The following is a 20,785-nucleotide window of genomic DNA, read 5'->3' as shown; positions in this document are numbered from 1 at the left end:
CACAGACTAGTCATCACCTCACCTCAAGTGGGTTGATTCGTTAAGGTGTTCGCAGCCTCACCGGCTCACGGATTCACGGAACGGGGGGAACCATGACGTCCGTGCACCGGACTCCGCCGTCCACGTCCGTCCGCGGGAGCGGCCCGCGCCGTACGGTGGAGCCGCCGGCCAGGCCGATGTCCTGGGCGATGCTGTCGCGGGCCATGGCCGTGCCGCTCATCCTGGGGCTGGTCTGCTTCCTGCCCGCGCTGATCGCCGCCCAGCCCGGGACCGGCTCACGGGACACCGCGTACTGGCTGCAACTCGTGCTGACGTGTTACGCCGGGGCCCGGCTCGCCACCATGATCCTGTCCACCGGGCGGCGCCTGCTGCAGGGCGTCTTCTGGATGTTCGTGTACATCGCGATGGGGGTCGCGCCGTTCGCCCAGGCGGTCATCGGTCATACGCCCACGCCGATGGTCGGGCCGCGCTCCGATCTGGTCACGGCGATCGCGCTGATCCTGGTGGGGTGCGCCGCCTTCGACCTGGGGGCGCTGCTGGCCTCCCGTCGTCCGCTGCGGCGGCGTACCACGGCCCGGGGCGGCGGCAGACCCGCGATCGCGCACCCGGTCAGGCTGCGGCTCCTGGTGCTGCTCGCGTTCGCGGCGAGCGGCTACTACGTGATGAAGCTCGGCGGGCCGGCCGTGTTCTTCTCCAGCAGGCAGGAGATCAGCGCCTCGGTCGCGGCGAGCGGCGTCACGTCCGGGGAGTCGAATGTGGGCTCGGCGTTCCTGAAGGGCTTCGGCACGGTCCCGGCCCTGCTGGCGCTGCTCTTCTGCACGCGGCGGCTGGTGACGTCGCGCCGGGCCCGGCGCTCGCCGTCCACCGTCCTCGTGTGGACCGCGCTGGCTGCGGTCAACCTGGTGGTGAACAACCCCATATCCAACGCCCGTTACTGGTTCCTGACCGTGCTGGTCTCACTGCTGTTCACGGCGTTCCCCAGCAGCGCGGCGATGTACCGCTCGGTGCTGGCCATGGGGGTGGTGGGCGCCCTGGTGCTGTTCCCGTACGCGGACAGGTTCCGCTACGACGACTCCGGGTACCGGCCGGTCCAGTCGTCGTCCGTGTTCGAGCCGCTGGCCACCAAGGACTACGACCAGACGGTGATGTTCGCCAACACGATCTCCTGGGTCGACACCTTCGGCCATACCTACGGCCGCCAACTGGCGGGCTCCGCCTTCTTCTTCGTGCCACGGGCGGCGTGGAGCGGCAAGCCGGAGGACACCGGGGTGCGGGTGGGGCAGTGGATGGGGATGAACATGACCAACCTCTCCGCGCCGCTGTGGACCGAGCTGTGGGTGGACTTCGGGGCGCCGGGCCTGATCGGCGGGCTCGCCCTGATCGGATACGCGGCGGCGCGCACCGACCGCCGGTATGCGCGGGCGGTGTCGCGGGACGGGCCGGGGCCCGGCAGCGTCCTGGCGATAGCGGCGCCGCTGATCGCGGGTTACACCTTCATCCTGCTGCGCGGGCCGCTGCTCCAGGCCGTCGGCAAGCTCGCCATCGCGGCACTGTGCCTGGCGCTCGTCACGAGTTTCACGGACCGGAGCCGACGGCGGTCGCACTGACCGGGGGGTGTCCCGTCTCTCCCCGGCGGGTGAGCCGGGCCACCCGGGTCCAGGTGGCGACGGCCTTGCAGACGGATCCCAGGCACAGGCCCCAGGCGGCGCCCAGCACCCCGCCCAGCAGGTAGCCGCCGGTGAGGAAGGCGACCGCGGCGAGGGAGAAGACGACCTGGATGGCGAGCGTGGTGCGCGGATCGAGCAGCCTGAGCGCCAGCAGGCCGCAGGTGCCGACGGCCATCGCCGCGTACTGGCTGCCGGTCGCCGGGAGCAGCGCCGCCGCCGTCGGCCAGGTGTCGCCGAGCAGTTGGCGGCCGACCGAGCCGGGGAGCAGGGCGAGGACGGTGGCCCAGCCGGCGGCGGTCACCGCCAGGGAGCCGGCCAGGGCCGCGGTGGCGCGCACCCTGAGGCGATCGGTGGCGAGCCGTCCGAGGATCGGGGGGCCGAAGCCGGTGGCCGAGGTGAACAGCACGTTCAGCGGGCCGAAGAGGGTGGTGGCGCCGCGCAGGGCGCCGACGACGAGGGGGTTGCCGACCGCGCCGAGCCCGAGCACGGACAGTTGGCTCGTCGCGTTGCCCACGCCGAACTCGACGACGAACCGCCGGCCGAGGTGTCCCTTGCCCAGATGGGGTTTCAGCAGCACCGGGGTGCCGGCCGTCCTGCGGTGCAGCACGACCGCGGACAGCAGGAGCGCGGGCAGGGCGGAGAGTCCCCAGACGGTGACCAGCCGGGTCGCCGGGGTGCCGTGCGGTTGTACGGCCAGCGCGCCGAGGACGCAGATCAGCCGGAGGGTGTCGGCGGCCAGCGCCACGTGCTGGGCGTGCAGGGTCGCGAAGGCGTACCGGGCCGTGTCCTGGGCGAGGACGACCGGCAGCACGAGCCCGAGCACCGTCAGTGCCCGTGCCGTCTCCCCCGGCAGCATCGCGCAGACGGCGGCGAGCAGGCCGCCGACGAGGGCCGAGGCGAGCAGGGTGAAGCCGACGGCGGACCGGCAGGCGCCGCGTGTCGCGTCGCTCGTCCCCCGGCGCAGCACCAGGGGCTGTCCCGTGTAGGCGCCGGACACGCCCAGCAGTACGGAGAAGACGAGGTAGACGGCGGAGAAGCGGGCGAAGTCGGCGACGGTGGAGAGCCGGGCCGCCACCACGAGGACCAGGATGTTGGTGAGCGCGGCCACCCCCTGGTCCGCGATCGAGCAGACGACCGCGGTGCGTGCCCTCATCTGTGTCCCGCGGTGCTGCTGTGGCCGCCGCCGCGTCCGTTGCCGCTGTCCAGCGTGCGCAGACCGAGCGTCTCGGTGGGGTCGCCGGTGTGCCCGGCATCGTCCGCCCGGTCGAGGGCGTCCCCCTCCACGCCGTCGTAACCGTGCGCCGGTGTCGGGCCGCCGCGGCCACGGCGTCCGGCCGCCTTCCGGCGGGCCCGCCGCTCCAGGCGACCGTATCCGGGGTGGAGCAGGGTGCCGAGCACGGAGCCGCCCGCGGCGCCGATGACCTCGCGGATGCGCTCCAGGTCGCTGCGGTGCACCTCGCGCGGGTCGCAGACCACGACGACGCCCTCCACGCGGTCGATGAGCGCGACGGCGTCGGCGTACGAGAGCACGGGCGGGGCCAGCACGATGACGACGGCTCCCGGCCGGCCGCCCTCGGCGAGGATCCGGTTCAGGGGCGCGGAGGTCAGGGCGCGGGACACGTTGTCCGTACGCCGGCCGGCGACCAGGGTGAAGGCTCCCGACCCGGGCACGTCGACGTTGGTGCGGCTGTCCGAGGGCCAGGTGCGCTCGTCGCCGACGGCCCAGCCGGGCCGGGCGCCGCGGCCGGTCACGCCGAGTTCCCCGGCCAGGGAGGGGGCCCTCAGATCGGCCTCGACCAGCAGGACGTCGCGCCCCATCTCGGCGAAGGCCGCCGCCAGGTTGGCCGCCGCGGCGGTCGCCATGTCGTTGTCGCCGCGGGGCGCCGTGACCAGGAGCCGGCGGCGCTCGGTGAACGACGGGTCGTAGGCGAGCCGGAAGGCCACCGCCCGGTACTCCTCGGCCAGTCTGCTGCCTCCGCGACCGATGGCGAGCAGAGTCCCGGCCGCGGCGCGTTCGCGGGGCAGGGTGCCGAGCAGCGGGGCGCCGAGCGAGCGGACGAGCTCCCTGGTGGAGCGCACGGCGGGGTCGAAGACGAGCCGTACCCAGGACAGCAGCAGGCCGAGCGCGAGGCCGACGACACCGCCGAGCCCGAGGAGCAGGGGCAGCCCGGCACCGCTGGGCGCCCGGGGCGCGACGGGCTTCGTGTTCAGGTAGCCGGGTGTGGTGTCGAGGGCGCGCAACTCCGATATCTTCTGGCTCAGTTCGGAGATGGAGACGATGAGGTTGGCCCGTGCGCTGGTCACGTCGTCGCCCACCGTGCCGGTCTCCTGCTCCGCCAGCCGGTCGCGCTGTTCGGTGAGCGGCTTCAGCTGGGCGCGGTAGCCGTCGACCATGTTGTCGATGCTGTTCTCGGTGCGCTCCCTGCGTATCTCCAGATAGGCCTCCGCGAGGGCCTGGGCCCGGGCCCTCGCCTCTTCGGGGGTGGGGCCGGTGTAGGAGAACCTGAGCACCAGGGTGTTGGGCGGGTTGGTGACCTGGAGGCCGGAGAGCAGCGGTTCCACCTCCACGACGTCGCCGGACTTGGCCAGTGAGCCGACGGCGACGGTACCCACGGCGTCGCTGACCGCGGTCTGGCGCTCGGACCCGATGTTGATGCCCTTGTCGGCCGAGGCGCCGGCGGCGAACGGGTCCGACGTGGCGGTGCGTACGGACACCTCGCCGGTGGAGGTGTAGGTGTCCTCGCCGCTCAGGGCCAGCCATCCGGCGCCGAGCAGTCCGACGACGACACCGCACGCGAGCAGGGAGCGGTAGCGCAGGAGCTGGCGGAACTGGTCCCTCAGCAGCGCGGGTTCGTCCTGGTCCTCCAGGGCGCGGATCGGGTGGGTCATCGGCGGTGTCTCCCTTCGGCGTCCGCAAGGACCTCGGTGAGCAGTGCGTCGAAGCGGGCGAGACCGGCGTCCCGGCCGAGGTGGCGGGCCACGTAGCGCGGTCCGTTGGAGCCGATGGCGTCAGCGGCTTCCGGTTCCTCGACGAGTTTGCGGACCGCCGCGAGCACCGCGGCCGGGTCCTCGGGGGCGACGAGGAGTCCGGCTCCCGAGCGCTGCACCTCCTGGGCGGTGCCGCCCCCGTCCGCCACGGAGGCGATGACGGGGCGGCCCGAGACGAAGTAGGAGGTGAGCTTGGAGGGCACGCTCATGTCCAGCACGGACGCGCGCTGGGTCACGGCGAGGACATCGGCGGCGGCCAGGATGTCGGTGAACTCGTCCGCGCCGGCGGCCGGCAGGAAGTCGAGATTGGGCAGGCCGGACGCGCGGTCCAGCAGGGCGGCGCGCTGACTGCCGTCCCCCATCAGCACGACGCGTATCTCCGGAGCGAGCCGGGCCGCGTCGACGAGGACGTCCAGCCCTTGTTTGAGTCCCATGTTGCCGGAGTGCAGGATGACCGGCGTGCCCTCGGGCCAGCCGAGGCGGGCCCTCGTCGCAGCACGGTCGGCCGAAGGGGGCTGGACGTGGCTCCAGTTGGGAACCAGCCGGATACGGCCCGGGTCGACCCCGTAGGCGGTGACCCGGGGGACGAAGCTCTCGTGGATGACGCCGACCAGTGTCGCGGACCCCAGCGCGTACCGCTCGGCCCGAGCCGCCAGGGCGGCCGCTCTGCCGCCGCCTCGGATACCGCTCTGCGCGGCGGCCGCGCCCATCAGGTCCTGCACGACGGGTATGTAGGGGATGCCGTGGCGACGGGCGAGCCGGGCGCCGATGACGCCGCCGGCGAGGCTCGGCAGCTGGGAGATCACCGCGTCGGGCCGCAGCGCGGGCGGGGCGACGAGACCGTGCGCGAGCACACTCACCTCGAACGCCGCTCTGCGCAGGGCGCCCTGACGGGGCGGTACGTAGTGTCTTCGCCGATGGACGGTGACGCCCGCGCGCCGTTCCTCGGCCCTCCACACCCCCCGGTAGGCCGCCTCGGTCCGCCATGAGGGGTAGTGCGGCATGCCGGTCAGCACATGGGTGTCGGCGCCGGACCGGGCCCAGTGCTCGGCGAGTTGCGCGGCGTACGGGCCGATCCCGGTCAGCTCGGGCGCGTAGTTCGTCGAGACCACCAGCAGACGGCGGCCGTCGAGCGGCTTGCGGTGCTCATTTTCTGGCATAGGACGATCACCTTCCCCCAGGAACCACCTGTGTTCCCCCCAAGGAACGGCCCCAAAAGTGAGCTTATCCGTTCACGAGATGCGCAAGTGGTCTTCACAGTAAGGTCGTTGCACCATCAACACCGATACCGATATCCCACCGCACCGGATGCCATGTCCGGACACCTGGCGGCGGGACACGGAGATCACGTTCACACCGTGGGGGGAGAGAACGGATGGTGCACAGGGTCGGCTACGCGCCGGGGGTCTACGACCTGTTCCACATAGGCCACCTCAACATCCTTCGACATGCCCGCAGTCAGTGCGACTACCTGGTCGCGGGTGTCGTCTCGGACGAGATGGCCACGCTGGCCAAGGGTCACAAACCAGTCATTCCACTGCCGGAGCGGCTGGAGATCGTCCGGAGCGTGCGGTACGTGGACGCGGCCTTCGTCGAGACCGTCCCCGACAAGGTCGAGACCTGGCAACAGGTCAGGTTCGACGTCATCTTCAAGGGGGACGACTGGCGCGACACGGAGAAGGGCAAACGGCTGGAGCGCGACTTCGCCGAGGTCGGCGTGGAGGTCGTCTACTTCCCGTACACCGTGCACACCTCCAGCACCCAGCTGCGCCGGGCGCTGGACACGCTGGTCAGCCTGCCCGGAGCGCTTTCAGCTCCCTGAACCACTTGCCGAGGAACGCGATCAGGAACAGCGCGTGTACGGCGGCGAGCGCGGCGTATCCGGTCCGGAACGCCGTCTCGTCGCCGAGCAGCAGGAACACCAGGCAGAACACGCCGTAGTCCGCCGGCAGCAGCGCGACCGCCCGGAGCAGGGACACGGGCCCGCCCGGCGCCCCGCCCGTGGGCGCGGAACGGGCCGCGGCCCTGCCCAACTGCTCACGCAGCAGCCCGGCACAGAAGGTGAGCACCGCGACGAACAGGAAGCCGAGCGGCAGGAGCAGCCAGCCGTCGGAGCCGAGGCCGAAGTAGCGGTGGAAGGAGATCAGTACGGCGGTGTGGACCAGGATCATCTTCGCGCAGTCGACGACGTGGTCCAGCCATTCGCCGTCGGGACCGCCGCGGCCGGTGAGCCGGGCGAGCTGCCCGTCCGCCGAGTCGAGGGCGAACCCCACGGCCAGCCCCAGGTAGACCAGGACCGCCACCCCCCAGCCGGGGCGGACGAGGGCCACCGCCGCGAGGGCCGCGAAGGTGAACGCCGCGCTCACCAGGGTGACCTGATTAGGCGTCATGCCGAGGCGGTAGGCAGCGGCCGCGAAGATCCGGCCGGCCGGCCGGTTCACGTACCGCGAGTAGAGCGAGACCCCCTTGGCCGACTTCTGCGCCCCGCGCAGCTCACGCAGCACCGCAACCGTGCTTTCCATACGCCCCCCAGCGTGTCGCCATCGGCTCCGGCCGCGAGTCGACCTCGCCGCCGGAGCCGCATCATGGCATGCACACCGCTCCGCGCGGGCGGGATCACCGCGGCCGGACGGGGAGGAGCGCCGTGTGGCGGCTCCGCAGGCGGGGGTGCCGCGTCAGGCGGTGGCGGTCCGGCACTCCGGGTGGCCCCAGCCGTGATCGTTCTTGGCGATCATCTCCTTGGCCGCGTACGACTTTCCGCAGTGGCACCGGCCGGCGAACCTGGCACGGATGGTCGCGCCGCCGGAACGGGCCGCGCTCCCCGTCTTCTTCGCCGCTCCCCCGGTGCCCCGGCCCTCGGTGGCGCGGGAGGGTGCGGGGACGGGCAGGTCGGCGGAGCCCTGCGAGGTGCCCGCCGCGCGCTGGGCCACGGCCACTTCGCTGGCGGCCTGGTCGGCCAGCGCGTTCAGCGGGTCGCCGTCCACCTGATGGGCCGGCACGTAGACGAACTCGACGGTTCGTCCGGTGAGCAGGGAATCGATGCGGGCCACCAGGTCACGGTTGGCGACGGGTTTGCCCGCCGAGGTCTTCCAGCCGTTGCGCTTCCAGCCCGGCAGCCACTTGGTCACGGCGTTCATCGCGTACTGCGAGTCCATCCGGACTTCGAGCGCCACGCCCGGGTCGAGCGACTCCAGCAGTTCCCGCAGGGCGGTGAGCTCCGCGACGTTGTTGGTGGCGGTGCCCAGCGGTCCGGCCTCCCACCGCAGCGGTCTGCCGTCCGCGTCGGCCACCACGTAGGCCCAGGCGGCCGGCCCCGGATTACCCTTCGACGCCCCGTCACACGCGGCGATCATGCGCTCGTTCATACCCCTGATCATGCCAGCGCCGGCACGCCCGGATGACGCCGGTTCCGCGACGCGTGCCGATCCGGGCCTCGGACCCACCCCACCTGGCCCTTTTACCGTACGTAACGGTTCGGAATGCGCTGTTCACGCAGCGCTGCTTCTCTGAGGGTGACCGCTCTTCCCTACCGTTCAAGGAGCGACGATGAGCGTTGCAGGAGAAACCGGCCGAGCCCAGCAGATGCGCGAGAAGGCCAGGCACATGACCGAGGCCGCGGAGCGCACCAGCGACCCGGAGCAGCGGCGCCGGCTCCAGGAGAAGGCCCGGAAGCTGCACGAGCAGAGCGAGCAGCCGGCCGGCCGCGGCGGCGACCGCCCCCTGTAGTCCTCCGCGGCCACGCGCGGACCATGGGCTGCCGCCCTTCCATGAGGGGGTGGCAGCCCATCGGCGTGTGCACGGCCGCGCAGACCCCCGTGCCCGGACGTCGAAGACCCACCCGGCGGGAAGTTGATCATCGCTCCTTACGATGGGGCCCCACCGCGGACGTCACGTCGGCGTCGCACAGAAGTGAGGGGCCTGCCCATGAGCCGTCATCCGGTCACCGTCGTCACGGGCGGCAGCCGAGGCATCGGTGCCGCCGTCTGCACCCGTCTGGCGTCCGACGGCCATGACATCGCGCTGGGTTACCACTCCGACGCGGCAGCGGCGGAAAGTGTCGCCGGCGCCGTTCGGGAGACGGGCCGGAGCTGTGTCACGGTACGCGTGGACACGAGCGACGAGGCCGATGTCGACCGGCTCTTCGACACCGCGGCGGCGGAGCTCGGGCCGGTCACCGGTCTGGTCAACAACGCCGGGGTCAGCGGCCCGCTGGGCCCGCTCGCCGACGCCGACGCGGCCGGGCTCCGGCGCGCCCTGGACGTCAACGTCGTCGGCTATCTGCTCTGCGCGCGGCGCGCCGTGCGCGACATGAGCCGGTCGGGCGGCGGGGCGATCGTGAACATGTCGTCGGCCGCGGCCACCCTCGGGAGTCCGGGCGAGTACGTCCACTACGCCGCGGCGAAGGCCGCTGTGGACACGATGACCGTCGGACTGGCCAAGGAGGTCGGGCCGGCCGGCATTCGCGTCAACGCGGTGGCCCCCGGCATCATCCGGACCGGATTCCACGCGGACCCCGAGCGTCCTGACAAGGCCGCCGGCGCGATTCCGCTCGGCCGGCCGGGTCAGCCCGAGGAGATCGCCGGCGCTGTCGCCTGGCTGCTCTCGGACGACGCCTCGTACGCCACCGGAGCGATTCTGCGGGTGGCGGGCGGCCGCTGACCGCCCGGGCCGCCCTCGCTCCGGCTGTACGGTGCGGCGGTGACCGGTACAGACGGGCTGCCGCTGCTCTTCCTCGATGTCGACGGCCCCCTCATCCCGTTCGGCCCCCGCCCCGGCGGGCACCCGGTGTACCCGGGAGGGCCGCTTCCGGCGGGAGCGGGGGGCCATCCCCTGATCGCCAGGATCGACCCGGCGCTCGGGCCCCGGCTGGCCTCGCTCGCGTGCGAGCCGGTCTGGGCGACGACGTGGGAGGGCGAGGCGAACGCGGTCGTCGCACCCCGGCTCGGGCTGCCGGAGCTCCGTGTGGTCATGTGGCCCGCCCCTTCCGAAGAGGAGGAGCGGGACGTGCGGGCGGGCCTGCACTGGAAGACACGCACGCTCGTCGGCTGGGCGGCGGGGCGGGCCTTCGCGTGGGTGGACGACGAGATCACCGACCGGGACCGGCGCTGGGTCGCCGCGCATCACGACGGGCCCGCCCTGCTGCATCGCGTCGATCCGGGGCTGGGCCTGACCGATTCCGGGATCCGGCTGCTCGACAACTGGCTGCGCGCCGTGTGACGGTCGTGGAGCCGGGTCACACCGGGGCGGTGCCGCGGACGAGGAGGAGTGTCACGTCCGCCGCGGCGACGAGGGCCGCCGCGGCGAGCGGTGCCTTGCGCCAGGTACGGGCGAGCAGGAGGCCCGCGAGTGCCACCGGCGCGGCGACGGCGAGCGTCGCGGCTCCCCATGGGCCGGGCGGCCCGGCCGGGCCGAGGGCCAAAACCGCGGAGGCCGCCACGAGGGGGACCGGCAGCAGCAGTCCGGTGGCGGTGGCCCCCAGCCGGTGCGGCAGGCCGCTCACTCCGTGGCGCAGATCGTCCTCGATGTCGGGCAGGACGTCGCCCAGGTGGGCCGCCAGGCCCAGCAGCGCCCCCGCGGTCACCGCCCACCACGTCGGCCCGGGGCTGCCCGGCAGGGTCAGCGCGGCCACGGCGGGCAGCGTGCCGAACCCGATGACATACGGAAGCCAGGACAGGACCGTCGCCTTCAGCCTCAGGTTGTACGCCCAGGCGGCGGCCACGGCCGTCAGATGCGCCGCACCGGCGAGCGGGCCACAGGCCAGGGAGAGCGGAACGCACAGCAGGGCGGCGGTGAACGCCGCCGCCCAGACGGTCCGGCGGCCCACCGACCCGTCGGCCACCGGTTTGCCGCGGCGCCCGGCGGCGGCGTCCCGGCGGGCGTCGAAGGCGTCGTTGCACCACCCCACGGAGAGCTGGCCGCTCAGCACGGCCGCGACGAGCAGCGCGCAGCGGGGACCGTCGAGGCCGACGCCCGCACCGAGGGCGCCGGCGATCGCGGTCACCGCGACCACCGGTCCCGGGTGGCAGGAGCGTGCCAGCCCCTGCGCCGTGCGGCGGAGCGGCCACGCGGTCTCGGCGTAGGCGCGGGACGGGTCCTGAGTGCCCATCACGTGATCGTAGGTACTCCGGACCCGGCGGGCCTGACAGCCGCACGGGTTGTTTACGGTGTTTTGTCCCTCATGTGGGGGCAGGGATGGGCCATGACGTCTGAGAAGCAGGGCCCCGGATGACCCGGATCGCAGCCGTGCACGGCACCCTGGCCCCGTACCGCCACACCCAGCGCGAGGTCACCGACATGGTGGCCCGCGCCTGTCTGCCGCCGGGGGCAGACAGGCGCGTCCTGGACCGGCTGCACGAGAACGCCCGGGTGCGCACCCGGAACATGGTGCTGCCGCTGGAGCGCTACGCGGAACTGGACGGTTTCGGGGACGCCAACGACGTGTTCATCGAGGCGGCCGTGGATCTGGGCGCCGAGACGCTGCGCGGCGCGCTGCGGGCAGCGGGACTGCGGCCCACCGACGTGGACCTGCTGATGTTCACCTCGGTCACCGGCGTGGCCGCCCCCTCCGTCGACGCCCGGCTCGTGGGGCGGCTCGGTCTGCGCCCGGATGTGAAACGGCTGCCGGTCTTCGGGCTCGGCTGTGTCGCCGGGGCCGCGGGAATCGCCCGGCTCCACGACTATCTGCTCGGCCGGCCCGACGACGTGGCGGTGCTCCTCTCGGTCGAGCTGTGCTCCCTCACGTTCCAGCGCGGCGACGCCTCGCCCGCCAACCTGGTGGCGACCGCCCTGTTCGGCGACGGCGGCGCCGCCGTGGTGGCGCTCGGCGAGGGCAGGGCGTCGGATGCGGGCCCCGAGGTGGTGGACACGCGCAGCCGCATGTACCCGGACACCGGGCACGTCATGGGCTGGGACATCGGCGACTCGGGCTTCAAGGTCGTACTCGATCCGGGCGTCCCCGACGTCGTGCGCCGCCATCTCGCGGACGACGTGGGCGACTTCCTCGCGGAGCACGGGCTCAAGCCGAAGGACGTGGCCCACTGGGTGTGCCACCCCGGCGGCCCCAAGGTCCTGGAGGCCGTCTCCGACGCCCTCTCGCTCCCCGACGGGGCCCTCGACGTCACCTGGCGTTCGCTGTCCGAGGTGGGGAACCTGTCCTCGTCCTCGGTGCTCCACGTCCTGCGGGACACGCTGGAGCAGCGGCGGCCCGAGCGGGGCTCCCCGGGCCTGCTGATGGCCATGGGGCCCGGATTCTGCTGCGAACTGGTGCTGCTGCGCTGGTAGGTCGGAGGACACATGATCTGGTATACGGCACTGGTGCTGGCTGTGGCGGGTGAGCGCCTGGCCGAACTCGCCGTCGCCCTGCGCAACACGCGCTGGGCGCTGGCCAGGGGCGGTACCGAGTCGGGCCGCGGTCACTATCCGGCGATGGTGGCCCTGCACACCGCACTGCTGGCGGGCTGTCTCGCCGAGGCCGCACTGGCGGACCGGCCGTTCGTGCCGCTGCTCGGCTGGACGATGGCGGCCGTGGTGCTGGCCGCACAGGCCCTGCGCTGGTGGTGCATCCGTACGCTCGGACACCGGTGGAACACCCGCGTCATCGTGGTGCCGGGGCTGCCGCTGGTGACGGGCGGGCCCTACCGTCTGCTGCGCCACCCCAACTACGTCGCCGTCGCCGCCGAGGGGATCGCGCTGCCGCTGGTCCACGGCGCGTGGGTGACCGCGGTCCTCTTCACCCTGCTCAACGCGGCACTCATGACCGTACGGGTGCGGTGCGAGGAGGCGGCGCTCGCCCCGTCCGGGGGCGTGCCGGCGTGATCGATCTCCTGATCGCGGGCGGTGGCCCGGCCGGCCTGGCGGCGGCGATCCGGGCGGCCTCGCTCGGCATGGAGGCCGTCGTCGTCGAGCCCCGCGCCGCCCCCGTGGACAAGGCATGCGGCGAGGGCATCATGCCCAGCGGGGTGGCGGCGCTGCGCGCTCTGGGCGTCGATGTGCCCGGCCGCCCCCTGCACGGAATCCGGTACGTGGCGGGTGCGCGGAGCGTGGAGGCGGCGTTCCGCGGCCGGTCCGGGCTCGGGGTGCGGCGGACGGCGCTGCACACCGCGCTGCACGCGCGGGCGGTCGGCCTCGGCGTCCGGATCGTGCCGGGGAAGGTCGCGGAGGTACGGCAGGAACACGACCGGGTCCGCGCCTGCGGGCTGACCGCCCGCTGGCTGGTCGCGGCCGACGGGCTGCACTCCCCCGTCCGCCGCGGGCTCGGCCTGGACGGGCCCGGTACGGCGGTGCGCCGGTACGGGCTGCGCCGTCACTACCGCGTCGCCCCTTGGACGGAGCTGGTGGAGGTGCACTGGTCCCGGTACGGGGAGGCGTACGTGACGCCGCTCCAGGACGGGCTGGTGGGTGTGGCCGTGCTCAGCGGGGAGCGTCGCGCGTACGGGAACCAGCTGGCGGCCTTCCCGGCCCTCGCGGCGACGCTTCTGGGCCGGGAGGCCGGTGCCGTGCGCGGCGCCGGGCCCCTGCGCCAGCGGGCGCGGGGCCGTCGGGCGGGGCGGGTCCTGCTGGTCGGCGACGCCGCGGGCTATGTCGACGCGCTGACCGGTGAGGGGGTCGCCCTCGCCGTGGCGACGGCCGGCGCGGCGGTGGACGCGCTCGCCGCAGGCCGTCCACAGGACTACCCGGCGGCATGGTCGCGGCTGACCCGGCGTCACCGGCTGCTCACGGAGGGACTGTTGTCGCTGGCCCGGCGCCCCGCCACGGCACGGATGATCGTCCCCGCCGCACACCGGGCTCCGGCTCTGTTCGGTGCGGCGGTGCGCGCACTGCAGTAGAGACGGTGTCGTACCGGATCCCGGCCGGTGCGGGCCCCAGGACCGTCGGCCGGCCGGGTACGCCACAACGCCACATGATCATCGCCGAGTTGCTGTGGCAGACTCTGCCGCAGGATTGGTTTCACCTCATCTGTAACGGAGTTCGCCATGACGGCAGGGACGTCCCAGCCCCCGATAGACACCAGCAGGCCGCAGTCGGCGCGCGTGTACGACGCGCTCCTGGGAGGCAAGGACAACTACCCCGTCGACCAGGCGGTGGCGGAGCAGCTGCCCGTCGAGGCGAAGATCGGCGCCCATCAGAACCGCGCCTTCATGAACCGCGCCACGGCCTGGCTGGCCGGGGAGGGCGTCGACCAGTTCCTCGACATCGGTACCGGCATTCCGACCGCGCCGAACCTCCACCAGATCGCCCAGGGGATCAACCCGGCCTCGCGGGTGGTCTACTGCGACAACGACCCGATCGTCCTGCGTCACGCCGAAGCGCTGCTGATCAGCCGGCCCGAGGGCGCCACCGACTACGTCCCGGCCGACGTCCGCGAACCGGAGGCCATCATCGAGGCCGCCCGCAAGGTGCTGGACTTCCGGCGTCCGGTGGCCCTCTCGATGCTCGGCCTGCTGCACTTCCTGCCCGACGACGTGGACCCGGTCGGCATCGTCCGCACGCTGACGGGCGCGATGTCACCCGGCAGCTACGTGGTGCTGTCCCAGGGCGCGTCCGACGTCAATCCGGAACGGGGACAGCAGGGCGCGGACGAGTACGACAAGGGCGGCATACGGCTGGCCCTGCGCACCCGGGCCGAGTTCGCCCTCTTCCTGGACGGGCTGGAGGTCGTCGAGCCGGGGCTGGTGACGGCCCCCGAATGGTTCCGCGGCACGCCCGCGCCGGAACCCGAGCACAGCGGGCTGTACGTGGCCGTGGCCCGCGTCCCGTAACGCGAAAACCGGAGAAGTACGCAACAACCGGAGAGGAAGGGGATCCGCGATGGATTCGGCCCAGCCCCCCACTGCCGCGTCGGTGTTCGACGCTCTCGGTACCGACTACGAACGGGCATTCGGCGAATCGGCCGCGCACCGGGCCTCGTTGGAGCTCCTGCTGGAGCGGCTCGCTCCCGGCAGCCGGGTGCTGGACGTCGGCAGCGGCACGGGGCGGCCGACCGCGCGGACCCTGGCCGACGCCGGCCACGAGGTGCTCGGCGTCGACGTCTCCCCCGTGATGGTGGACATCGCGTCCCGGCAGGTGCCCGGCGCCGAGTTCCGCTGCGCCGATGTCCGTGACGTGCCCCTGGAGGACGGGAGTTTCGACGCGGTCTGCGTGTACTTCTCGCTCCTGCAACTGTCCCGCGCCGAGCAGACGGACGTACTGCGCCTGGCCGCACGGGTACTGCGGCCCGGCGGCCATCTGGCCGTGGCGACGGTGCCGCTGGACGTGGAGGGGGTGAACGGCACGTTCATGGACCAGCCGGTGCGCGTGACGAGTTTTGGTGAGGACGACTTCACCGCACTGGTGGCGGCCACCGGATTCACGGTCCTGGAACGGCAGAGCGTCCTGTTCACCCCGGACCATCCGGTGGCCGTACCCGAACCGCATCTGTTCCTGCTGTCACGGCGCACCTGACGGGGCGGCGCCGCGGGGACGGGATGCCCCGCGGCGCCGCACGGGCAGGGTGTGAAGACTAATTTTCGCGGACGTGTCACGTTTTCCCGTCGGGGCGTTTCAGTGCAGTGCCGGACCGGCCACCGAGGCCGGCGAGAACACACACCGGCAGCCGCCCGATGAGGAGCTTCCACCATGTCCGTCGCCCACGTCATCGTCACTCTCGTCGCTGCCGCCATGGCCGGTTACTCGGCCGGTGCGCTGCTCTTCCGCGCCCAGTGGGTGGTCCAGGCCCTCGCCGACTACAGCGTCCCCCGCTCCTGGTGGACGTGGCTCGGCGCGGCGAAGGCCGCCGGGGCCGTGGGCCTGGTCGCCGGACTGTTCGTACCGGTCGTCGGCTTCCTGGCGGGTGCCGGTCTGGTGCTGTACTTCGCCGGAGCCGTCGTCACGGTGATCCGGGCCCGCTGGTACGCGCACATCCCCTACCCGCTGGTGTACGCGGCGCCGGTCGTCGGAGCCATGGTGCTGGGGCTCGCCGCCTGAGCCCATCGATTCCGGGGCCGCGGGGCGTCTCCGGCCCGACGTGCTTCACCTGTAAGGCAGTTGCACCCGTGCGGTCCGAGAGGGGCGAGCCGGTGCGGGGGGCCCGGGCCACGTCGCCTGTCGCTGAGATGCCGAACCCCGCACCAGGACATACCGTCCAAGTGGCTCGTACCGCACATCGGGAGGTGCTGATGCGGAGGACGAACCGCACTCGGTGCCGCGTCTTCGGCGAGTCAGCCCATCGTGCGGCCGGCCGAGGAGACGCGCCGGGGGCGTGGGCCGCGGCGGCGTTCACCCGTGCGGCCGCTTCCTGCGCGGTGGCCGCCGCGCTCGCGCTCACCGCCGCTGCCCCGACCTCGTACGCCGGCGCAGCCTCCCTCCGGCCGCCGGGCAGCGGTGTCGCCGCCGCCGAGGGGTGCGACGACGGGCCCGCGTCGTGCCACGGCGGCGTGAGGTGGCTGTACCGGTACAGCTACTCGCTGGGAACACACCCCTTCACCCGTCCCCACGACGTACGCCGGCAGCTCACCGACCACTTCTGGCTCTTCCCGGTGAGCGGCGGATGCCCGGCCCGGATCCGGCCGGCGGACGAGTGCGATCTGCTGGGCGGGAACCCGGTCCGGGTGGAGGCCGTCGGTGCCACCGATCTGCAGATCGCGACCCTGCCCGGCCACGACCTCGGCGACGGTCTGCACATCCGGTTCGCGTTCAGCCGTACCTTCGGCTTCCACTACCTGGTCGTGAGCGCCTGGCAGGACCGGCCGACCCGCTGCACGGAGAACGCGCTGTGCGCGGTGGCGAGCCGTGCCGGTGCGTGGGCCCTGTGGAAGGTCCTGTCCGCAACGCTGGCGATCAGCGCCTACGCCGCCTGACCGTGCGGGCGCACCACCTCGCGGGGGCGCTACTTCCCGTCGGCACCGCTCCGCCCGCCCTGCCCGTCCGGTTCGTCCTCGCCGCCCTGCCCGTCCTCCAGCACCGACGCGTCCAGCGCGGCCGTGAGCCGGTCGAGGCGATCGCGCAGTTCGCCGACCTCATCGAGGCCGAAGCCCGTCGCCGCGGCGATCCGGCGCGGCACGAGCAGCGCCCGCTCGCGCAGAGCCGCGCCCTCGTCCGTGAGGTGGACGTGGACGGACCGCTCGTCCCGGGCGCTCCGCTCGCGACGCACCAGGCCCGAAGCCTCCAGCCGCTTGAGCAGCGGCGACAACGTGCCGGAATCCAGTCGCAGGTGCCGCCCCAGCTCCTTCACCGGCAGCTCGCCGTGCTCCCAGAGCACCAGCATCACCAGGTACTGGGGGTAGGTGAGCCCCAGGTCCTTGAGGAGCACCCGGTAGACGCTGCCGAAAGCGCGCGACGCGGCGTTCAAGGAGAAGCAGATCTGCTGGTCGAGCCGGAGGTGGGCGTCCTCGGGCGGGGCCTGGCGGGCGGGGCTGGGCGTGGCGGTCATGGATTCAGCATAACGCCGGACACCATTTGATTGTGCACAACTGAATTGTGTGCTTCACTTCTGGTGAGCGGCCGCACACCGCTGCCGGACATCACCTTCGAGAGGAACGACTCCCATGGAATCGATCTACACCGCCGTCGCCACCGCCACCCACGGCCGGGACGGCCGTGCCGTCAGCTCCGACGGCACGCTGGACCTGCAGCTGGCCATCCCGGTGGAGATGGGCGGAAGCGGGCAGGGCACGAACCCGGAGCAGCTGTTCGCCGCGGGGTACGCCGCGTGCTTCGCGAGCGCCCTGGGCCTCGTGGGGCGTCAGGCCAAGGTCGATGTCACCGACGCCGCCGTGACGGGCGAGGTCGGCATCGGCAAGCAGGGCGAGGGCTTCGGCCTCGCGGTGACCCTGCGCGTGGAACTGCCCGGGTCCGTCGACGAGGCCACCGGTCGCAAGCTGGTCGAGCAGGCCCACCAGGTCTGCCCGTACTCGAACGCGACCCGTGGAAACATCCCGGTCGAGCTCGTCATCGAGTAGCCGGGCGGCAAAACCCCGGCGGCGATGCCCCCGCCGCCCGACGCCTCCCCCGCCCCCCTCGGGCCGGGCCGGCGTCAGGCGTGGAAGCCGTTGCAGACGACGGAGGTGTACGCCGAGGGGCCGCCCTCCACGTGATAGATCACGACGGTCCAGTCGCCCCGGTCGTCCCCCACCGGGAGGGCGTCGACGGTGCGCTCACCGAAGTGGCCCCGGAAGTCATCGGGATACCTGAGCCGGACGCTGCCGCCGGAGGACCACCGCGCGTAGAGGTCGACCGGTTTGCTGGTGAAGCCGATGCCCTTGCCGACGGACGTGAGCGGCCGGCCGGTGGAGCGGTCCGTCTCGTGCGGGGGCCGCACCCCGACGGAGATGTAGTACGGCTCGGGCCGCTTCCCCTCACCCACGTCCTTGGGCCGCAGAGTCACCGTGGCCGTGTCCGAGCCGGTGGTGTGCGAGACGGACGACGTCAGGCCGTTGGGAGGCGAGTCCTCGGGAAGGCTGTCGGGATCGCAGGAACCGCCGCCGAGGGCCGCCTGCCCCGGATCCTGCGACAGGGTCCAGCGGTCGTGCGAGACGCGGTCGTTCACCAGGTGATCCGGTGGCCCCGCGGCGGCGCCTTCGCCGTCCGGGCCGCCGTCCCGCCGGGTTCCGTCCGCGGACGGGGACGCGGCCGGCTGCCCGGACGAGGTGGTCCCCGGCGTGGTCGTGGTGGTGCCCTCGCGGTCCGCGTCGGGGAGCAGCCAGACGGTCAGCGGTGCGGCGAGCGCCACCGCGCACACGGCGAGCCACGTGGTGCCCCTCGGCGAGCGGCCGGGGCGGCGCTGCTGTGCGGGGCCGTCGGACGGCGCCGTGGTGCGGGGCGAGCGTGGGGTTTCGTCCGGCGCCCGGGCCCCGGTCCTGTCCGCGACCGGCCCCCGGTCCTCGGCCCGGATCCCCTCCCCCGTCCTCGCGGCCCGCACGGTGTCGGGCTCCGCCCTCGAAGCGGGTGGCGGGCCCTCGTACTCGGGTACGGGTACCGGGGCGGCCGCCCGCGTCACGGCGCGGTAGTGCGGGTCCGACGCCAGCGGGGAGTCCACCGCGCATCCGGCGATGACGGTGGCCGGGTCGGGCCGCTCCGCCGCGTCCTTGGCGACGCAGGCGCGGATCAGTGCGGCCAGGTCCGGCCGGACCCCTTCCAGGTCGATGTCCTCGTGCACGGCCCGGTAGTTCACGACCGCCGCGTCGCCCCCGCCGTAGGGAGGCCGGCCCGTCGCCGTGCAGGCGAGGGTCGCGCCCAGCGCGAAGACGTCCGCCGCCGGGCCCGCCTCGTTGCGCAGCACCACCTCCGGCGCCGTGAACCCGGGCGTCCCGGACGCCATGCCCTCCTGCGTGAGGATCGTCTGCTCCAGTCCCCGCGCGATCCCGAAGTCGATGAGCTGCGGGCCCTGCGGCGAGAGGATGACGTTGTGCGGCTTCAGGTCCCGGTGTGTGACTCCGTGGACATGGACGGCGGCCAGGCCCTCGGCGAGCGCGGCGAGCAGGCGCAGCGCGCTGTCCGGCGGGAAGGGCCCGCCCGCACCCACGGCGTCCCGCAGGGTGGGCCCGGCGACGTACTCGGTGGCCAGCCAGCAGGGCGACGAGTCCAGCGAGGCCTCGATCAGCTGTGCCGTGTACGCGCTGCGGACCCTGCCGACCGTCGCGGCCTCCCGCCGGAAGCGGGCCGACGCGTCGGGGTCCTCGCTCATGTCGTCGCGGATGACCTTCACGGCCACCAGCCGTCCACCGGGAGAACGGCCGAGGTACACCTGCCCCATGCCTCCCGCGCCGAGGCGGGCGAGCAGTTGGTAGGCGCCTATGCGCACGGGATCCCGGGGCCGCAGTGCATCCACGGCCCGACTGTGCCACACCCGTCCGCGCGGCGGGCCGACTGGGCGCAACCTCCGCTCCCGTCCTGCCGGCCCCGTCCGGTCAGTCGGGAAGCGAGAGGCCCCTGGACACCCGGATCGCTGAGGCCAGCAGGCCCTCCCGGACCTGGGCGGACCGGTACATCCGGTCCGACCGGAAGGAGATCCCGAGGGACCCGACCTGATCGCCGCTGTACACCGGCACGGCGATACAGGTGGTGCCGCGGGCGTACTCCTCCCGGTCCATGACGAGCGGGACGGCCGACGGGGCGTCGAGCTGCTGGATGAGCTCTTCCCGGTGCGTGATGGTCCGGGGCGTGAGACCCGTCAGGGAGTGCCGGGACAGATACTCGGCGCGCGCCTCGGCATCGAGTTCCCGCAGCACGCTCTTGCCCAGCGCGGTGGCGTGCCCGGCGTCCTCGAAGCCCACCCAGAGGTCCACGCGCGGGGTACGGGCGCTGTCGACTATCTCCATGACCCTGATCTCGCCGTCCTCGTACAGCGTCAGATAGACGGCGGCCGACAGATCGTTGCGCAGCGCGGTGAGAACCGGGCGGACGCGGCTGCGCAGCACCTGGCCGTCGCGCTCCGCACCCGGCCCGGCGCCCGTGTCGGCCAGGACGAAGGTGCCGTCACCCAGCTCGGTCACGTACCCGTCCTGGACCAGGGCGGGCAGCATCTCCCTGACCAGAACCAGCGGCAGCCCCGCCTCCCGTGCCAACTGCTCGGGGGACGCCCCGCCGTGCGCCCCCGCGGCCTCCAGCAGGCGGAGCGCACGCCTGACGGCCGCGACAGGCTCAGGGTCCGCATGGTGCGACATGCAGTCAAGCATCACCCCGGAAACCGGGAGCGGCAACGCGTCCGGGCGGTGGCGGAGCGCGAAACGATCCGCTCGGCCCGTCCGACGAGGGCGTCGAGCCGGCATGGGGCCGCTCCACTCGCACGCCGTGCCTGCGGCTCCGCGGACAGCGGGGGCCGGCCCCCGAGGACTCGGCGGCTCCACCGGGCCACCGCGTGAACGGGCCGGTCAGCCGTCCGCGGGCCCCGCGAGGGACCGGGGGCGCAGATCGGTCCAATGGGTCTCGACGTAGCCCAGGCACGCCTCCCGGGTGTTCTCGTCGAAGGCGATCGTCCATCCCCCGGGCACGTCCGCGAAGGACGGCCACAGCGAGTGCTGGCCCTCGCCGTTCACCAGGACCAGGAAGCGGCCCTCGGGGTCGTCGAACGGGTTGGTGCTCATGTGGTCAGTACCTCCTCGGGGCCGACGGGCCGTGACGGCCGCGTCGGGCGTGTACGTCAGCCCGGCGGGCTG

General features: G+C 73.2%; 23 protein-coding genes. 13 read left to right on the top strand and 10 right to left on the bottom strand.

Annotated features, from left to right (window positions below; genetic code table 11):
* Positions 1-92: 92 nt before the first annotated feature.
* Entirely contained in the window at positions 93-1,607 is a 1,515-nt protein-coding gene (locus tag ACFYPA_RS18520; protein ID WP_359079272.1) for a hypothetical protein, read from the top strand.
* Here the strand turns inward: ACFYPA_RS18520 and ACFYPA_RS18515 are convergent.
* From ACFYPA_RS18515 to ACFYPA_RS18505, 3 genes are read right to left on the bottom strand one after another with little or no spacing between them, the layout of a single operon-like run.
* Complete coding sequence (locus ACFYPA_RS18515) at positions 1,576-2,820, bottom strand: hypothetical protein (protein WP_359079270.1); 1,245 nt, start codon at positions 2,818-2,820, stop codon at positions 1,576-1,578. The genes ACFYPA_RS18520 and ACFYPA_RS18515 overlap by 32 nt on opposite strands.
* Positions 2,817-4,556 carry a lipopolysaccharide biosynthesis protein gene (locus ACFYPA_RS18510; protein WP_359079268.1) on the bottom strand — a complete coding sequence of 580 codons (1,740 nt, stop codon included), beginning with the start codon at positions 4,554-4,556 and terminating at the stop codon, positions 2,817-2,819. Before ACFYPA_RS18510 ends, ACFYPA_RS18515 begins: the two co-directional genes overlap by 4 nt.
* Positions 4,553-5,815, bottom strand: a complete 1,263-nt coding sequence (locus ACFYPA_RS18505; protein ID WP_359079266.1) for a glycosyltransferase — start codon at positions 5,813-5,815, stop codon at positions 4,553-4,555. Before ACFYPA_RS18505 ends, ACFYPA_RS18510 begins: the two co-directional genes overlap by 4 nt.
* Positions 5,816-6,030: 215 nt before the next feature.
* On the opposite strand from ACFYPA_RS18505, the gene ACFYPA_RS18500 reads away from it, so the two are divergent.
* Positions 6,031-6,477 (top strand): adenylyltransferase/cytidyltransferase family protein, encoded by a 447-nt coding sequence (locus tag ACFYPA_RS18500; RefSeq protein WP_359079263.1) that lies wholly within the window; start codon positions 6,031-6,033, stop codon positions 6,475-6,477.
* Here the strand turns inward: ACFYPA_RS18500 and ACFYPA_RS18495 are convergent.
* Both ACFYPA_RS18495 and ACFYPA_RS18490 read right to left on the bottom strand, forming a co-directional pair.
* Positions 6,446-7,177 (bottom strand): CDP-alcohol phosphatidyltransferase family protein, encoded by a 732-nt coding sequence (locus tag ACFYPA_RS18495; protein ID WP_359079261.1) that lies wholly within the window; start codon positions 7,175-7,177, stop codon positions 6,446-6,448. The genes ACFYPA_RS18500 and ACFYPA_RS18495 overlap by 32 nt on opposite strands.
* Before the next feature lie 153 nt (positions 7,178-7,330).
* Positions 7,331-8,020 (bottom strand): ribonuclease H, encoded by a 690-nt coding sequence (locus ACFYPA_RS18490; RefSeq protein WP_359079259.1) that lies wholly within the window; start codon positions 8,018-8,020, stop codon positions 7,331-7,333.
* Positions 8,021-8,201: 181 nt separating this feature from the next.
* Between ACFYPA_RS18490 and ACFYPA_RS18485 the strand changes: the two genes are divergently transcribed.
* The 3 genes from ACFYPA_RS18485 (at position 8,202) to ACFYPA_RS18475 (ending at position 9,872) form a co-directional block, all read left to right on the top strand.
* Positions 8,202-8,381: a DUF6381 family protein gene (locus tag ACFYPA_RS18485; protein WP_359079257.1), complete on the top strand. Its 180-nt coding sequence runs from the start codon at positions 8,202-8,204 to the stop codon at positions 8,379-8,381.
* Positions 8,382-8,579: 198 nt separating this feature from the next.
* Complete coding sequence (locus tag ACFYPA_RS18480) at positions 8,580-9,314, top strand: SDR family oxidoreductase (RefSeq protein WP_359079255.1); 735 nt, start codon at positions 8,580-8,582, stop codon at positions 9,312-9,314.
* A gap of 39 nt (positions 9,315-9,353) precedes the next feature.
* Positions 9,354-9,872 carry a hypothetical protein gene (locus ACFYPA_RS18475; protein WP_359079253.1) on the top strand — a complete coding sequence of 173 codons (519 nt, stop codon included), beginning with the start codon at positions 9,354-9,356 and terminating at the stop codon, positions 9,870-9,872.
* A 16-nt stretch (positions 9,873-9,888) separates the two neighbouring features.
* On the opposite strand, the gene ACFYPA_RS18470 is transcribed toward ACFYPA_RS18475, so the two are convergent.
* Positions 9,889-10,761 carry a UbiA family prenyltransferase gene (locus ACFYPA_RS18470; RefSeq protein ID WP_359079251.1) on the bottom strand — a complete coding sequence of 291 codons (873 nt, stop codon included), beginning with the start codon at positions 10,759-10,761 and terminating at the stop codon, positions 9,889-9,891.
* A gap of 119 nt (positions 10,762-10,880) precedes the next feature.
* Between ACFYPA_RS18470 and ACFYPA_RS18465 the strand changes: the two genes are divergently transcribed.
* The 7 genes from ACFYPA_RS18465 (at position 10,881) to ACFYPA_RS18435 (ending at position 16,489) form a co-directional block, all read left to right on the top strand.
* Positions 10,881-11,936 carry a 3-oxoacyl-[acyl-carrier-protein] synthase III C-terminal domain-containing protein gene (locus ACFYPA_RS18465; protein ID WP_359079249.1) on the top strand — a complete coding sequence of 352 codons (1,056 nt, stop codon included), beginning with the start codon at positions 10,881-10,883 and terminating at the stop codon, positions 11,934-11,936.
* Between the two features lie 12 nt (positions 11,937-11,948).
* Positions 11,949-12,470, top strand: a complete 522-nt coding sequence (locus ACFYPA_RS18460) for an isoprenylcysteine carboxylmethyltransferase family protein (protein ID WP_359079247.1) — start codon at positions 11,949-11,951, stop codon at positions 12,468-12,470.
* Positions 12,467-13,480: an NAD(P)/FAD-dependent oxidoreductase gene (locus ACFYPA_RS18455; protein ID WP_389132876.1), complete on the top strand. Its 1,014-nt coding sequence runs from the start codon at positions 12,467-12,469 to the stop codon at positions 13,478-13,480. Before ACFYPA_RS18460 ends, ACFYPA_RS18455 begins: the two co-directional genes overlap by 4 nt.
* A gap of 147 nt (positions 13,481-13,627) precedes the next feature.
* On the top strand, positions 13,628-14,413 hold the full coding sequence (locus tag ACFYPA_RS18450; protein WP_359079243.1) for an SAM-dependent methyltransferase: 786 nt from the start codon (positions 13,628-13,630) through the stop codon (positions 14,411-14,413).
* Positions 14,414-14,462: 49 nt separating this feature from the next.
* On the top strand, positions 14,463-15,095 hold the full coding sequence (locus tag ACFYPA_RS18445) for a methyltransferase domain-containing protein (RefSeq protein WP_359079241.1): 633 nt from the start codon (positions 14,463-14,465) through the stop codon (positions 15,093-15,095).
* A gap of 174 nt (positions 15,096-15,269) precedes the next feature.
* A complete protein-coding gene (locus tag ACFYPA_RS18440) occupies positions 15,270-15,617 on the top strand; it encodes a DoxX family protein (RefSeq protein ID WP_359079239.1) in 348 nt (115 codons plus the stop codon).
* 191 nt (positions 15,618-15,808) lie between these two features.
* Positions 15,809-16,489, top strand: a complete 681-nt coding sequence (locus ACFYPA_RS18435) for a hypothetical protein (RefSeq protein WP_359316651.1) — start codon at positions 15,809-15,811, stop codon at positions 16,487-16,489.
* Between the two features lie 29 nt (positions 16,490-16,518).
* Here ACFYPA_RS18435 and ACFYPA_RS18430 read toward each other — a convergent pair whose 3' ends face one another.
* Positions 16,519-17,061: a MarR family transcriptional regulator gene (locus tag ACFYPA_RS18430; RefSeq protein WP_359079235.1), complete on the bottom strand. Its 543-nt coding sequence runs from the start codon at positions 17,059-17,061 to the stop codon at positions 16,519-16,521.
* 115 nt (positions 17,062-17,176) lie between these two features.
* Here ACFYPA_RS18430 and ACFYPA_RS18425 point away from each other — a divergent pair, with 115 nt between their 5' ends.
* Positions 17,177-17,590 (top strand): organic hydroperoxide resistance protein, encoded by a 414-nt coding sequence (locus ACFYPA_RS18425; protein ID WP_359079233.1) that lies wholly within the window; start codon positions 17,177-17,179, stop codon positions 17,588-17,590.
* A 74-nt stretch (positions 17,591-17,664) separates the two neighbouring features.
* Here ACFYPA_RS18425 and ACFYPA_RS18420 read toward each other — a convergent pair whose 3' ends face one another.
* The 3 genes from ACFYPA_RS18420 to ACFYPA_RS18410 form a co-directional block, all read right to left on the bottom strand.
* Entirely contained in the window at positions 17,665-19,458 is a 1,794-nt protein-coding gene (locus ACFYPA_RS18420) for a protein kinase (protein WP_359316649.1), read from the bottom strand.
* Positions 19,459-19,537: 79 nt separating this feature from the next.
* Complete coding sequence (locus tag ACFYPA_RS18415) at positions 19,538-20,293, bottom strand: IclR family transcriptional regulator C-terminal domain-containing protein (protein WP_359079230.1); 756 nt, start codon at positions 20,291-20,293, stop codon at positions 19,538-19,540.
* Positions 20,294-20,500: 207 nt separating this feature from the next.
* On the bottom strand, positions 20,501-20,713 hold the full coding sequence (locus ACFYPA_RS18410; RefSeq protein WP_359079228.1) for an MbtH family protein: 213 nt from the start codon (positions 20,711-20,713) through the stop codon (positions 20,501-20,503).
* Positions 20,714-20,785 lie beyond the last annotated feature (72 nt).

Origin of the sequence: Streptomyces sp. NPDC005775 (assembly GCF_042871565.1) — a bacterium.
Classification (GTDB): Bacteria; Actinomycetota; Actinomycetes; order Streptomycetales; family Streptomycetaceae; genus Streptomyces.
The sequence above is the reverse complement of the archived record's forward strand: the minus strand, read 5'-3'. Positions and strand labels throughout refer to the sequence as shown.